We start from the raw sequence: 13,148 nt of genomic DNA, 5'->3' as shown, positions 1-13,148 counted from the left end.
GACAATGGTTTATGCTTCAGCCGAACGGCCTTCCGGGCACACCCCGGACATCGGCACGATAGGCAAACAATCCGCCCGACAACGGCTCGCGCGCCAAAAACGCTTCCTCCGAGCCCAGCCGTGACGTCGTGATGTAAAGGGTCTGCAGATCCGGCCCGCCGAAATCGCAGCATGTCGGCTTCGCGACAGGCACGTCGACGATCCGGTCGAGACGGCCGTCCGGCGCGTAGCGCTCGACGCGATACCCCTCCCAGACAGCGTTCCAGACATACCCCTCGGCATCGACACAGGATCCGTCCGGTACGCCCTTCGTCTGCGCCAACATGCGCCGATTGGAGACGGCGCCGGCTGTGGCGTCGTAGTCGAAAACCTCGATGTTTCCCGTCGGGCTGTCGGCAAAATACATCTGCCGCCCATCCGGCGAAAAACACGTCGAATTGGCGCAGGCCACGCCATCGAAAAGCGGGGTCACCGACAGGTCGCGATCCACCATCACCACCGATGAGATCGGTCGCATGGGATCGCCCTCATCCATGCCGCCGGCGATGAAACGGCCGGCGGGATCAGTGCGACCGTCATTGAGGCGGGTTGTCGGTTTGTCCGCTTCGAAGGCAGCGATTTCCTGGCGGTCGCCGGTCAGCACGTCGAACAGCGCAAAACCGCTGGCAAAGGCTGCCAGGATGCGATGCCACGGTTCTCCCCGGCGGGGCGCGAAGCAGCACAGGCGCTCGGGGAGTGCATGGCTGGCGGCGGCGCCGGAGACCGGCTCAAGCGTCCAGAGCGCCTTGCCATGGATATCGACCCACATCAGGAGGCCATGCTCGGCCGACCACAACACACCTTCGCCATGAAGGTTGCGGCAATCGCAGACCAGATCGGCAACGGCAGTCGCTTGCATGTCTCCTCCTCTTCCCCTGCTGAACCGGCGTTTTCGGGTGAAAGAACCCGCTTGAGATCGCCGCAATCAACTGGTATACCAAATATCAAATACCAATGCGCATGATGCCTGTCAACAGGCTTGGGGGGAACAAAATGAAGCCTATCGAACGGCCGCAATCCATGTCCGGCGAAGTTGCCGGACGTATCCGCGAGGCGATCATCGCCGGTGATCTGGGCCTCGGGGAGGAGGTTTCCGAACGGCAGCTGGCGGAACGCCTGGGTGTGTCCAAGACACCCGTACGCGAGGCTTTGGCGCAGTTGCGGCTGGAAGGCCTAGTGCGGTTTTCGCCGCCGCGCGGGCTGACTGTCTTCACGCTTTCTGCAGAAGAAATCCGGGAAATGTGCGAGTTGCGGCAAGCGCTGGAGGCCGGCGCGCTCAAGTTCGCCATGCGGCGCAACCCCGAAGCCTTGCTGCTGTCTCTTGCTGACGTGCTCGACCAAATGACGGCGTCACTCGACGCCGGCGATATCCGCGCCTATCTCACCGCCGACACATTGTTTCACTTGAGGTTTCTCGAGCATTGCGGCAATTCCCACCTCCTGGAAACCTACAGGATGCATGTCGGCAAGATCGCGGCACTTCGCACCCACCTGGCCCAGAAACCGCAGCACACGGAAAAATCCTTCCACGAGCATAAGGTCATTGTCGATCTGCTCGGCAAGGGGGATGTCGCCGCCAGCCTCGATATTCTCGACCAGCATATCGATCGCACCAAACGCACCTATTCCTCGACCATAGAGGATATCGCCGCCGCTGATAAAGCCGGCTGACACCGGACCTATCGAGAAGAGGCCCGCTTCCCTTCGGAAACAGGCCTCCCGGTCCACCGCCTAAAGAAACTGCGCAACATTCTCCTTGGTCACCGGCACGACGCCGGTCAGGATCGATTCCGGCAGCGGATTGATGCCCGAGGCCTTGGCATCCTTGACCATATGCACCGCATTGGTGTTGAGCCAATGCAGCAGGTGAACGGCGAGATAGGATTCCGTGTAGGACTTCTGCGCCACCGAGCCATGGATCGTGCCATCTTCGATGTAGGGCAGCATGTCCGAATTGCGGTCCATGGCGACGATCTTGATCGCGCCCTTCTTGCCGGCCTCGTTGACGGCGATTGCCGCCCCCTTGCCGGAATCGCCATCCGTGCCACCAATGCCAACGACGTCAGGATGCGCCTGGATGGCCTGCGCATAGGCCGTTGGCGCGAAGGACGGGTCGGCCTTGTCGTTGACGACGTCGACCACTTCGATCTCGGAATACTTGTCCTTGAACACGGTCTTGTAGCCTTCGACACGTTCGAGCGTCGCAGGCGACGGGAAGGTGCCGAGCAGAACCTTGCCCTTGCCGCCGATGGCCTGTGCCAGCAGTTCCCCGCCGACCTTGCCCGCCTCGAAATTGGAGATGCCCAGATGCAGCGTGCGGCGCGAATCGGGAATATCGCCGATGATCATCGCGACGGGAATGCCGGCATCGACGGCGCGATTGACGCCTTCCGCAAGAGCTGCCGCATCGCCCGGGAAAATCAGGATGCCGCCCGGTTGGCGGGCGATGATTTCGTCCAGCTGGCGCGCCTGCCCGGCGGTATCGAAATCAAGCGGGCCGGTAAACGTGGTTTTCACGTTGAGCGCCTTGGCTGCATCGTCCAGCCCGGCCTTGTGGTCGGCCCAGAACGGCACCTGGGTCACGACCGACAGGAAGACATATTCAAGCCCGCTGCCCTGGGCGAGCGCCTCCTTGCTGAAGGCGGGCAGCATCATGCCGCCAATGCCGGCCGCCGTCGCCGCGCCTAAAAAATTGCGCCGGTTGAGGGAGATCTTTTCTCCATCCGCACCGCAGTTCGATGTCATTTCCATTCCTCCCATTTGATGCCGCCGGCTCATTCCGGCGGCGAGATTCCTCAGGTCGGGCGGTTGCGCCGGCCCAGCATGTCGATGCCGACGGCCGCGACCAGGATTCCGCCGGTCACGATCATCTGCCAGTAGATGGAGACGGCGAGCATGGTCATGGCGTTGTTGACCAGCGCCACGAACACCGCCCCGAGAAACGCGCCGAGCACGGTGCCTTCGCCGCCCTTGAGCGAAGCACCACCGATCACGGCTGCGGCCAGAACCTGAAGCTCCAGCCCGCTGCCGGCTGTCGGGGTGCCGCTCATCAGCCGCGAGGCGAGCAGGACGCCGGCCACGGCGGCGAGCAAGCCGCTCAGCGCGTAGGCAACCAGGCGCACACCCGCCACATTGATCCCCGAAAGGCGGGCCGCCTGCTCGTTGTTGCCGATGAAATAGATCTGGCGGAAATAGGCGGTGCGCCGCAGCCCGATATCGCCGAGAAGGACGATGGCCAACATCAGCCACACCATCATCGGCATGCCGAGAAGGGTGTAGTTTCCGGCCAGCCCGAATGATTTCGGCAGGCTGGATAAGGAAAAACCCTCGGTCATGATCAACGCGATACCGCGCGCCACCGACATCGAGCCGAGCGTGGCGATCAGCGGATTGATCCGGAACAGGGTGACCAGAACGCCATTGATGGCGCCGATCCCCACACCAAGCAGCATGGCGGCAACGACCGCGCCGGGAATGCCCCAGCCCAGCGTCAACAAATAGGCGCACACGGTGCTGGCAAGCGCCATGACCGACCCCACGGAAAGATCGAACCCACCGCTGACCAGCAGATAGGTCATGCCAACGACGATGATGCCGGTCGGCACGAGGCCGGCTGCCATGGCGCGAAAATTGGCCAGCGACAGGAAAAACGGCGAGGCAATCGACATGCCGACGACGACTGCCAGAATGAGGATGAAAAGAACGAGTTCGCGCATCTGCGCACCACTCATCAGGGCCGACACTCGGCTAGATGCCATGAGACGTCTCCGCAAGGCCCGATGCCAGGGCCACGATTTGATGTTCTGTGGTCTGACGGCAATCGAGATCGCCGACGATCCGCCCCCGGTGCATGACCAGCACGCGATGGGCGATGGAAAGGATTTCCGGCAGGTCCGAAGAAACCATCAGAATGCCGGCGCCGCCTGCGGCGAGGGAAACGAGTTCCGCGTGGATATCGAGCTTGGCGGCGATATCCACGCCCTTGGTCGGCTCCTCGATCACGAGGAGGGCCGGCTCGGTTTCGAGCCATTTGGCAAACAGCACCTTCTGCTGGTTGCCGCCCGAAAGGGCGCGGCAGGTGACACCGACATCGCCGGCCTTGATCGACAGCCGCCCGACATAATCCTGCGCGCGGCGCCGCATCGATGCTTCATCCACGAAGCCGGCGCGCGTTGATCTGCGAAGCGTTGCCGCCGCGACATTGGCGGCGATCGACATGTCGAGGAAAAGGCCCTGCGTCTTGCGCTCAGGCGGGATGTAGCCAATGCCGAGATATTGCGCGGCTTTCATGCCGTGCAGCGTGACGGCTTGCCCCGAAAGGCGGATGGAGCCGACGCTCGGTTTCCTCAGCCCGACAATCATTTCGGCAAGTGCGCTGCGCCCCGACCCCATCAGTCCCGCAAGCGCAACGATCTCGCCACGACGCAAGGACAACCAGATGTCCTCGACGTCCCGCCCGTCGCCAAGCCCTTCAATGTCGAGCAGGACCTCGTCGAAGGGAGCGCGACGGTCGATCAGCGACGGATCGATGGTGCGGCCGGTCATGTCCCGTACCAGCCCATTCGCGTCGGTTCCGGCGCAGTCTGTCGTCGAGACCACCTGGCCATCCCGCAGAACGACCACGCGGTCGGCGAGGTCGAGCACCTCATCCAGGTGGTGGCTGATGTAGATGATGCCCGTGCCCTTCGCCTTGAGCCGGCCGACGAGCGAAAACAAGGCGGCCTTCTCGTCGGCGTTCAGCGCCGAAGTCGGTTCGTCCAGCAGCAGGACCCTGGCATCGAGCGAAACCGCCTTGGCGATCTCGACGATCTGGCGCGAGCTGACGGGCAGACTACCGACCGTCGCCTCCGGGTCTATCGCGAGGCCAAGCAGTTCGAAAAGTTCGCTTGCCCGCCGCTTGAGAAGCCGCTTGTCGACAAAACCGAAGCTTGAGGGCAGGCGCCCGGCATAGATGTTTTCCATCACCGTCAGGTTTTCGGCGAGGCTCAACTCCTGAAACACCGTGGCGATGCCATTGGCCCGCGCCATCTGCGGCGACGACAGTTCCACCTGTTTGCCCGAAAGCCGGATTTCACCTTCATCAGGCTGGGCAACACCCGACAGCAACGCCATCAGCGTCGATTTTCCGGCGCCGTTTTCTCCCACCAGGGCAAGAACCTCGCCGGCTCCAAGAGCAAAGCTCGCCCGATCGACAGCCCGGGTGGCACCCCAGCTTTTCGACAGGCCGGAAATCTCCAGCAAAAAGGGCGCATCACCGACGTGACCCGCAAGCCCAGCACTCATGAACAAATCTCCCACTGGCAGTTCCCATCTGCCATATGGTATATCAGATATTCAATACCAGAATTATGTCAATAGGGCGCAAAAAGTCTCGCCGCCAAGCTTGAGAAGCAAGGCGGCTGAAAAGGAGCGGTGATGTTGGAAAGCTTATTCCTGAAAAAGCTGCGTATTCAGCGGCGTGCGCTCAAGCCGGCTCGGATCCTGCGGATCGAGATGTTCCCAATAGGAGCCTTCCTTGCGGGCGATGTGCCGGACAAGGATGCCGACGGCGCGGCCGAGATCGCGGGCGCGAATCGCCTCGGCGATCTCGATATGCTCGCGCATCGATTTTTCCATATGATGCGGATCGCTGCCCAGACGGTTGCGCAGCGCCGCCATCTTGGCACCGATAAGGGCATAGGCGCTGTTGAAATAATCATTGCCCGAAGCGGCGATGATCGCATCGTGGAAATCGGTATCCAGCGTCAGATAGTCCCTGACGCGGCCTTCGGCCTGGGCTTTTTGCATCTCGGCGACGATACGATCGAGCTGGTCGGGCAGCGACGAATCCGGGTTCTCCAACGCCAGCTGCACGGCGGACGGTTCCAGCGCGAACCGCAACTCGCACAGGCGGTTCAATTCCCCCGGCTGCAATTCGAACACATAGGTTCCCGACTGCGGCTGCACGGTCACCAGGCCCTGGCGGCGCAGGAGGGCAATAGCTTCGCGGACCGGCGTCGTCGAAACCCCCAATTCGGTCGCAAGGGCGTTTTCGGACAGGCGCTCACCCGGCCGCACCCGCCCGTCGACGATCATGTCGCGGATGGAGCGCATCACCTCATCGACCAGCAGCGCCGGGCGCACCAGCCGGCCTGCCCCTTTTCGACCCTCCTGATTTTCTCCACGCCGGTTCTCCGGCGACGTTTTGGACACAGACATGCAGACCCCCCTTTACAGCAGTCGGAAAACTGCTACCTTAGTTTCAACTACTGCCTAAGGTAGCAGTTAGGCGGAGGAAATTGAAGCGCCAATTCCTGGGAGGGGATATATCATGAGAATTGCCGGAATACGCATGGCCGCTGCATTTGCGGTCCTTTCCATCGCGGTGCCGATCACCGGCACAGCACGCGCGGATGACAAAGGCGTCGAGCCCGTCGTCCGCTGGAACAGCCTGACCTACAAGGTCGACAATGCCGAAGCCGCCGCCAAGTGGCAGGCAAGCCCGCTGTTCGGCAAGACATTGGTCCAGGGCCTGAAATTCGATTCCACTGGCGCCATGTATGTAACGGCGGCCCGCTGGGGCGGCGCCGACATGCCGGCAACGGTCTCGAAGCTGGTCAAAACCGGCGAGAGCTATGAACTGGAGGCGTTTCCCTCCGCAGAGCTCAACGCCGTGTCCAACGAGGCGGGCCTGAAGGCGGTCCTCGGTTTCGAGGTCGATGAGAACGACGTGATGTGGATGCTCGACCAGGGCCATATCGCCGGTGCAGCCTCTGGCCCGAAAGATGAAAAGCTGGTGCTTTGGGACATCAAGGCCAACAAGGAAGTCCAGCGCCTGGAATTCGGTCCGGAGCTTTCCGACAAGAAATGCTCCTTCCTCAACGACGTGGTCGTCGATAACGAGTCCGGCTTTGCCTATATCGCCGACAGCGGTATCTTCGCCGATCCGCTCTGCGGCGGCCTGATCGTTTACGACAAGAAGGCCAACACCGCACGGCGGGTCCTGAACGCCTCGAAGTTCACCAATGACGAGGCCCAGTTCAGCTTCGCCATCAACGGACGGCAGGTGCTGAAGAACGGCCGCATGCGCACTGGCGCCGACGGCATCGCGCTGTCCGGCGACCGCAAGACGCTCTATTGGACCAACCTGACCGGCAACACGCTCTATTCCCTGCCGACGGCGTTGCTGCGTGATGCAAGCGTTTCGGAGTCCGAACTTCAGGCCGCCGTGCGCGTCGAAGTGGTGCTGCCCTCCAACACCGACGGCCTGACGGCCGACAAGGCCGGCAATATCTACCTGACCGCGCTGCAGCTGAACGGCGTGCTCAAATACGACACCAACACCCGGCGCCTCAGCCAGGTTGCCTATCATCCCGAAATGGTCTGGCCGGACACGCTCGCCTGGGCGCCCGACGGCACGCTGCATGTCATCTCCAACCACCTTCACCTGTGGGTGGATGGCGACATGAACTTCAAGGACCCCGATGTGCCGAACTTCACCATCTGGCGCCTGCCGGTGAAGGCCGAACCGTACCTCAACTGACCGGGACGATCGCGGGATGTCGGTGATTGCCGGCATCCCACGGGAGAAAATCATGCTTCTGACACTCGACCGTTTCTTTACCTGGGCCAACCAGTTCGTTGTCGGCTCGCTGATGCTGGCCATGGCCATCCTGGTCTTCGCCAATGTCGTCCTGCGCTACATCTTCGGGACGTCCCTACCCTGGGTGGAAGAGATCACCCGCTACATGATGATCTGGGTCGCCTGGCTGGCCGTCGGCCTGGCGATGCGCGAGGGCGCTCATATCGCCATCGACAATTTCCAGAACGCCTTGCCGGCGCGCTGGGCTCAGGCGCTCCGCTTGTCCGTCTTTTTGTTGGTCATTGGCTTCTTTGCGGCCGTCGCCTGGTTCGGGCTGCAATATTCGCTGTTTGCCTGGCGGCAGGAGAGCGCGGTGCTCAGGCTGCCGCTCGGCGCCATCTATCTCGCCATTCCCATCGGCTCGCTGCTGATGCTCGTCCACACCCTCTTGATGTCCCGGCGGCTGATCACGCATCAGACGAACGTGGAGGATCAGGCCAAGGCAGCGGAGTTTTCCGTCGTATGAGTGCCGTTCTCACCATCACCTTCCTGCTGACCCTGATCATCGGCGTGCCGATCGCCATCACGCTTGGCCTTTCGACGCTGATCGCGGTTCTCTACGACGGGCGCTTTCCCGCCTTGATCATCCCGCAACGGCTCTTTGCCGGCCTCGACAGCTTTCCGCTGCTGGCGATCCCGTTTTTCCTGCTGGCTGCAGAGATGATGACCGGCGGGCGCCTGACGGACGTGCTCTTGAAGTTCGCATCCGCCTGTGTCGGCCATTTTCGCGGCGGCCTCGGCCATGCCAACATCCTGACGATGACCTTTTTCTCCGGCATCAGCGGCTCGGCACTGGCCGACGCGGCCGGCCCCGGTGCCATCATTTCCAAGATGATGCGTGAGACGGGCTACAGCCCCGGCTATTCTGCCGCAATGACCGCATCGGCCGCCATCGTCGGGCCGATGATCCCGCCGTCGATCATCATGGTCGTCTACGCGCTCACCGACAACAGCGTCAGCGTCGCCGGCCTGTTTCTCGCCGGCATCGTTCCCGGCCTGATGATCAGCGCCGCTCTTCTCCTGGTGAACTACTGGATTTCGGTAAAGCGGGATTATCGCAGCTGGGAGGCGCGCCCGTCCTTCAACGAGTTTGCGCTGATCACCTGGCGTGCATTCCCGGCGCTGATGCTGCCGGTGATCATCCTGGGCGGCATCCATACCGGCGCCTTCACGCCCACGGAAGCGTCTGCGGTTGCCGTCTTTTATGCCTGGCTTGCGGGTACGTTCGTTTACCGCACGCTGACCTTGAACAAGATACCCGGCATGCTCGTCCGCACCGCCATCATGACGGCCTCGGTGATGCTGATCATCTCGACCTCGGACGCCTTTGCCTGGGCCCTGACCGTGCTGCAGATACCGCAGATGATCTCGGAGTTCATCGTCTCGATGGGTCTCGGTCCGATCGGTTTCCTGATTGCCGTCAATATCTTCCTGCTGCTGTTCGGCATCTTCATGGAGCCGCTTCCCGGCGTGATGATCCTGGTGCCGATCCTGGCGCCCGTGGCCACCGCCGTCGGTATCGACCCGCTGCAGTTCGCCATGGTCGTGATCCTGAACCTGACGCTCGGAATGATTACCCCGCCGGTCGGCGGCCTGCTCTTCGTCACCTCGCTGGTGACGAAGGTGCCCATGAATGCGCTGGTACGCGAACTCTGGCCCTTGCTTGGCGCAGAACTCGTCGTGCTTGCCCTGCTGACGTTCGTACCGGGTTTCAGCACCTGGCTGCCGAACAGCTTTGGCTATCTGCACTGACAACCATCAACCATCATTTGAGGAGGAATGACCATGGTTAAAACGATCGCAACCATCACCGCTGCAGCGCTGATCGCGCTCAGCGCCGGCACGGCCTATGCCGCGCCAAAAGTCCTGAAATACGGACATTTCCAACCCGGCCGCGACGACCAGCCGAAACACAAGGCGGCGCTCGCCTTCGAATCCTGCGTCGAGAAGGCGACGGAGAATTCCATCGACGTCCAGATCTTCCCCGCCGGCCAGCTCGGCAACGCCACTGCGACGCTCGAGGGCCTGAAGCTCGGCTCGATCGAAATGGCTGTCGTCCATGACGGCGGCATTTCCAGCATCTACCCCGCCTTCGATATCTTCGCCCTGCCCTATCTCTTCCCGAACCACGAGACCGCCTACAAGGTGCTGGACGGCGACTTCGGCAAGGAATTCGGCGCTGCCATGCTCAAGGATACCGGCATCCGCCTGCTTGCCTATGCCGACAACGGCATTCGCCAGTTCACCAACTCCAAGCATCCGATCAAGACGCCCGACGACCTGAAGGGCCTCAAGATGCGCGTCCAGCCTTCGCCGGTCTTCATTGCGCTGATGGAAAGCCTGGGCGCCAGCCCGTCTGCAATCGATTGGGGTGAACTGCCGGCGGCGCTGACGCAGGGCGCCGTCGATGGCCAGGAAAACGGCGTGACCAACATCATCGCCGCCAGCCTCTACCAGAGCCAGAAATACGCAACGCTCGACGGACACGTCTACAGCCTGCACGCCTATCTGATCAGCGACGCCTTCTATCAGGGCCTCACCGACACGGAGAAGGCCGCGGTCGACAGCTGCACCGTCGAAGCCCAGAAGATCCATCGCGACATGACGCGCGCCCAGGATCTGGCGGCCGAAAAGACGCTGACCGAGAAGGGCATGGAGGTCTACGTGCCGACCGCCGAACAGATCGAGGCATTCCGCGCGCTCGCCCAGCCGGCCGTCCGCAAGCATCTCGACGCCGCCGTCGGCGCCGAATGGGTCGACAAGCTGGTCAAGGCTCGCGACCAAGCGGTCAACAGCCAGTAAGCGAAAGGCACGTCATGACCACGTCGCATCCGAAAGATCCCCTCGTCGTCGTTCTCGACGAGGGGTACGGCGATACGAAAATAGAACAGGCCGTGCTTCAATCCTACGGTGCGAATGTCGTGGAAAGACCCTGTCACGGCAACGCCGCCGACGTGCGGCGTGCCGTGGCGGGCGCCCATGCCGTCCTGGTCCGCGAAAGCCCCGTCGATGCCGAGGCGATCGCCAACATGCCCGAGTGCCGCGCCATCGTGCGTTATGGCGTCGGCATCGATAATATCGACCGCGCTTTCGCGGCCGCTCGCGGCATCTACGTCGCCAATGTTCCGGATTACGGCGTCGAGGAGGTCAGCGACCACGCACTGGCGCTGCTTTTCGCGGTCGCCCGCCGCGTCGTCTCCCGGGACCGTGCCGTGAGAAGCGGCATTTGGAACGTCGCCCGGACTGAACCGATGTACCGGCTTGCCGGTGGCACGCTGGGTCTGGTCGGCTACGGCAGGATCGGCCATGCCTTTCACCGCAAGGCCCGGGCGCTGGGTTACGCCCGGACATTGGTGTTCGATCCTTATCTGCGGGATGTCCCCGAAGGGGTCGAACTCGCGGAGATCGATCGTCTTTGCCGGGAAGCGGACGTCGTCTCGCTGCACGCGCCACTGACGGAAAGCTCCCGCCATATCCTCAATGCAGAGCGGCTTTCCCTGATGAAGCCGACGGCCATCGTGATCAACACCTCGCGCGGCGGGCTGATCGATGGTCAGGCTCTCCGGCATGCGCTTGCTGCCGGCCAGATCTTCGGGGCGGGTCTCGATGTCTTCGAGCAGGAGCCGCCCGGCGCCGACAATCCCCTTTTCGCCCTGCCGAACGTGGTCGTGAGCGACCATACCGGCTGGTACTCCGAGGAATCCGTGCGCGACCTGCGCCGCAAGGCGGCGGAAGAGGTTGCCCGCGTGTTTTCCGGTGAGGAGCCCCGCAACTGGGTGAACCGCTGGGAACGCCAGCCCGCCCTTACCCATCCATGACATGACAGGAGAATTTTCAATGACTCTGGAAGAACTCGTCGCCGGTTTTCGCGGCGTTGCAACGGCCTCGGTCGCCGATGCGGTCGACAAGATCACCGGCAAGACCGGCTTCATGGACGAAACCATGAAACCGCGCATCAACGACCGGAAGATCGTCGGCCCGGCCGTGACCATCCTCGAAGGCCCGACCGACGAATTCCTGCCGCCGCAGCACGCGCTGGATGCCATCGATGAAAGCCCGGCCGGCAGCGTCATCTGCATCGCCATCAACGGCGAGAAAAACGTCGCCGTCTGGGGTGGCTTGATGACGGCCGGCGCCGTCGCCAACAAGCATGAGGGCGCCGTTCTCGACGGCGGCGTTCGCGACATCACCGAAATTCGCCGCGACTACGATTTCCCGGTTTTTTCGCGCTCCGTTTCCCCCGGCACGACGCTCGGCCGGTACCGCACCTACTCCGCCAACGAACCGGTGCAGATTGCCGGCGTCATCGTCCATCCGGGTGACATCATCGTTGCCGATATCGATGGCGTTGTCGTCGTTCCCCATCAGCATGCCGAAGCCGTGCTGGCCATGTCGAAAAACATCGATGCCCGCGAACTCGAGCAGGCCCAGCTGATCATCAATGCCGGCTCGCTTCGCGAAGGTCTTGCCAAGTACGGCCGCATCTGAGGGATCGAGATGCAACTGGATATCATCGGCCTCGGCGAACCGCTCATCGAGTTCAACCAGACGGGCGGCGGCGGTGACGGCAATTACAGGCTCGGCCATGGCGGCGATACGTCCAACGCCGTCATCGCCGCGGCACGCCAAGGCGCCCGCACAGGTTACGTCACCGCCCTCGGCAGCGATCCGTTCGGAGACGGCTTCATCGAACTCTGGTCACGGGAGGGTGTCGATACGGCTGGCGTTCAGCGCAATCCGCAGGCGCATACCGGCGTCTACTTCGTCAGCCATGGCGCGAATGGGCACGTCTTCAGCTACCTGCGGGCGGGTTCGGCCGCAAGCCGGCTCGGCCCGCAAGAACTGCCCGAAGCCTATCTGGCCTCGGCTCGGTATCTGCATGTCTCCGGCATCAGCCAGGCCATCAGCGCCACCGCCTGCGATGCGGTGTTCCGTGCAATCGAGATCGTTCGCACGGCAGGCGGCAAGGTGTCTTACGACACCAATCTCCGCCTCAAACTCTGGCCGCTCGCCCGCGCCCGCGCCATCGTCGATGCCACCATCCCTTTGTGCGACGTGATCTTTCCGAGCCTCGAAGATGCAACTGTCCTGACGGGACTGACCAAACCGGACGCCATCGCCGACCGGTATCTGGCTCTCGGCGTGCCGCTTGTGGTCCTCAAGCTCGGCGCCGAAGGCGTCCTGGTGGCGACGCCCAGGGAGCGTCGGCATCTTGCCGGACACAAGGTCCGGACGGTCGACGCCACCGGTGCGGGCGATGCATTCGACGGAGCGTTCCTGGCCTCGATCACCACGAACGGCGCCGATCCCTTCGAGGCTGCGCGTTATGCCAATGCCGCAGCCGCGCTTTCGACCCGGGGGTTTGGCGCAGTGGCGCCAATTCCCTATCGTGACGAGGTGCTTTCCTTCCTCGCCGATAAAGACAGCCAGTGAGACGAGCGCGCGCCGAGCACCGTATCGGCGCGCGAATTCAGGCATTCTTCCCTTC

General features: G+C 62.6%; 13 protein-coding genes. 8 read left to right on the top strand and 5 right to left on the bottom strand.

Features of this window, described 5'->3' with window-relative positions; genetic code table 11:
* Nucleotides 1-16: 16 nt before the first annotated feature.
* Complete coding sequence (locus ACSQ3I_RS20605) at nt 17-898, bottom strand: SMP-30/gluconolactonase/LRE family protein (RefSeq protein ID WP_436001909.1); 882 nt, start codon at nt 896-898, stop codon at nt 17-19.
* A 134-nt stretch (nt 899-1,032) separates the two neighbouring features.
* Between ACSQ3I_RS20605 and ACSQ3I_RS20600 the strand changes: the two genes are divergently transcribed.
* On the top strand, nt 1,033-1,710 hold the full coding sequence (locus ACSQ3I_RS20600; RefSeq protein ID WP_436001907.1) for a GntR family transcriptional regulator: 678 nt from the start codon (nt 1,033-1,035) through the stop codon (nt 1,708-1,710).
* A 60-nt stretch (nt 1,711-1,770) separates the two neighbouring features.
* Here ACSQ3I_RS20600 and ACSQ3I_RS20595 read toward each other — a convergent pair whose 3' ends face one another.
* The 4 genes from ACSQ3I_RS20595 to ACSQ3I_RS20580 form a co-directional block, all read right to left on the bottom strand.
* Entirely contained in the window at nt 1,771-2,784 is a 1,014-nt protein-coding gene (locus tag ACSQ3I_RS20595) for a substrate-binding domain-containing protein (protein WP_436001905.1), read from the bottom strand.
* Nucleotides 2,785-2,834: 50 nt separating this feature from the next.
* Nucleotides 2,835-3,797 (bottom strand): ABC transporter permease, encoded by a 963-nt coding sequence (locus ACSQ3I_RS20590; protein WP_436001903.1) that lies wholly within the window; start codon nt 3,795-3,797, stop codon nt 2,835-2,837.
* The gene (locus tag ACSQ3I_RS20585; RefSeq protein WP_436001901.1) at nt 3,787-5,322 is read right to left on the bottom strand and encodes a sugar ABC transporter ATP-binding protein; all 1,536 of its coding nucleotides are present in this window, start codon (nt 5,320-5,322) and stop codon (nt 3,787-3,789) included. The genes ACSQ3I_RS20590 and ACSQ3I_RS20585 overlap by 11 nt, the downstream gene beginning before the upstream one ends.
* A gap of 144 nt (nt 5,323-5,466) precedes the next feature.
* Nucleotides 5,467-6,237 (bottom strand): GntR family transcriptional regulator, encoded by a 771-nt coding sequence (locus tag ACSQ3I_RS20580; RefSeq protein WP_436001899.1) that lies wholly within the window; start codon nt 6,235-6,237, stop codon nt 5,467-5,469.
* A gap of 133 nt (nt 6,238-6,370) precedes the next feature.
* On the opposite strand from ACSQ3I_RS20580, the gene ACSQ3I_RS20575 reads away from it, so the two are divergent.
* From ACSQ3I_RS20575 to ACSQ3I_RS20545, 7 genes are read left to right on the top strand one after another with little or no spacing between them, the layout of a single operon-like run.
* Complete coding sequence (locus ACSQ3I_RS20575; protein ID WP_436001897.1) at nt 6,371-7,561, top strand: L-dopachrome tautomerase-related protein; 1,191 nt, start codon at nt 6,371-6,373, stop codon at nt 7,559-7,561.
* A 52-nt stretch (nt 7,562-7,613) separates the two neighbouring features.
* Complete coding sequence (locus tag ACSQ3I_RS20570) at nt 7,614-8,126, top strand: TRAP transporter small permease (RefSeq protein WP_436001895.1); 513 nt, start codon at nt 7,614-7,616, stop codon at nt 8,124-8,126.
* Entirely contained in the window at nt 8,123-9,412 is a 1,290-nt protein-coding gene (locus ACSQ3I_RS20565; RefSeq protein ID WP_436001893.1) for a TRAP transporter large permease, read from the top strand. The genes ACSQ3I_RS20570 and ACSQ3I_RS20565 overlap by 4 nt, the downstream gene beginning before the upstream one ends.
* Before the next feature lie 33 nt (nt 9,413-9,445).
* A complete protein-coding gene (locus ACSQ3I_RS20560) occupies nt 9,446-10,462 on the top strand; it encodes a DctP family TRAP transporter solute-binding subunit (RefSeq protein WP_436001891.1) in 1,017 nt (338 codons plus the stop codon).
* A gap of 14 nt (nt 10,463-10,476) precedes the next feature.
* A complete protein-coding gene (locus ACSQ3I_RS20555) occupies nt 10,477-11,478 on the top strand; it encodes a C-terminal binding protein (RefSeq protein WP_436001890.1) in 1,002 nt (333 codons plus the stop codon).
* Nucleotides 11,479-11,497: 19 nt separating this feature from the next.
* On the top strand, nt 11,498-12,148 hold the full coding sequence (locus ACSQ3I_RS20550) for an RraA family protein (protein WP_436001888.1): 651 nt from the start codon (nt 11,498-11,500) through the stop codon (nt 12,146-12,148).
* Between the two features lie 9 nt (nt 12,149-12,157).
* Nucleotides 12,158-13,093 (top strand): sugar kinase, encoded by a 936-nt coding sequence (locus ACSQ3I_RS20545; protein ID WP_436001886.1) that lies wholly within the window; start codon nt 12,158-12,160, stop codon nt 13,091-13,093.
* The last annotated feature ends 55 nt before the right edge of the window (nt 13,094-13,148 follow it).

Source organism: Rhizobium sp. LjRoot30, assembly GCF_964253915.1.
In the GTDB taxonomy this organism is placed as follows: Bacteria; Pseudomonadota; Alphaproteobacteria; order Rhizobiales; family Rhizobiaceae; genus Metarhizobium.
This window is presented reverse-complemented; position numbering and strand designations above follow the sequence as displayed.

Coding starts and splice junctions, on each gene's coding strand:
- ACSQ3I_RS20560 (WP_436001891.1), top strand. CDS start 9,446: ATGGTTAAAACGATCGCAACCATCACCGCTGCAGCGCTGATCGCGCTC.
- ACSQ3I_RS20585 (WP_436001901.1), bottom strand. CDS start 5,322: ATGAGTGCTGGGCTTGCGGGTCACGTCGGTGATGCGCCCTTTTTGCTG.
- ACSQ3I_RS20550 (WP_436001888.1), top strand. CDS start 11,498: ATGACTCTGGAAGAACTCGTCGCCGGTTTTCGCGGCGTTGCAACGGCC.
- ACSQ3I_RS20590 (WP_436001903.1), bottom strand. CDS start 3,797: ATGGCATCTAGCCGAGTGTCGGCCCTGATGAGTGGTGCGCAGATGCGC.
- ACSQ3I_RS20565 (WP_436001893.1), top strand. CDS start 8,123: ATGAGTGCCGTTCTCACCATCACCTTCCTGCTGACCCTGATCATCGGC.
- ACSQ3I_RS20595 (WP_436001905.1), bottom strand. CDS start 2,784: ATGACATCGAACTGCGGTGCGGATGGAGAAAAGATCTCCCTCAACCGG.
- ACSQ3I_RS20575 (WP_436001897.1), top strand. CDS start 6,371: ATGGCCGCTGCATTTGCGGTCCTTTCCATCGCGGTGCCGATCACCGGC.
- ACSQ3I_RS20600 (WP_436001907.1), top strand. CDS start 1,033: ATGAAGCCTATCGAACGGCCGCAATCCATGTCCGGCGAAGTTGCCGGA.
- ACSQ3I_RS20555 (WP_436001890.1), top strand. CDS start 10,477: ATGACCACGTCGCATCCGAAAGATCCCCTCGTCGTCGTTCTCGACGAG.
- ACSQ3I_RS20580 (WP_436001899.1), bottom strand. CDS start 6,237: ATGTCTGTGTCCAAAACGTCGCCGGAGAACCGGCGTGGAGAAAATCAG.
- ACSQ3I_RS20545 (WP_436001886.1), top strand. CDS start 12,158: ATGCAACTGGATATCATCGGCCTCGGCGAACCGCTCATCGAGTTCAAC.
- ACSQ3I_RS20570 (WP_436001895.1), top strand. CDS start 7,614: ATGCTTCTGACACTCGACCGTTTCTTTACCTGGGCCAACCAGTTCGTT.
- ACSQ3I_RS20605 (WP_436001909.1), bottom strand. CDS start 898: ATGCAAGCGACTGCCGTTGCCGATCTGGTCTGCGATTGCCGCAACCTT.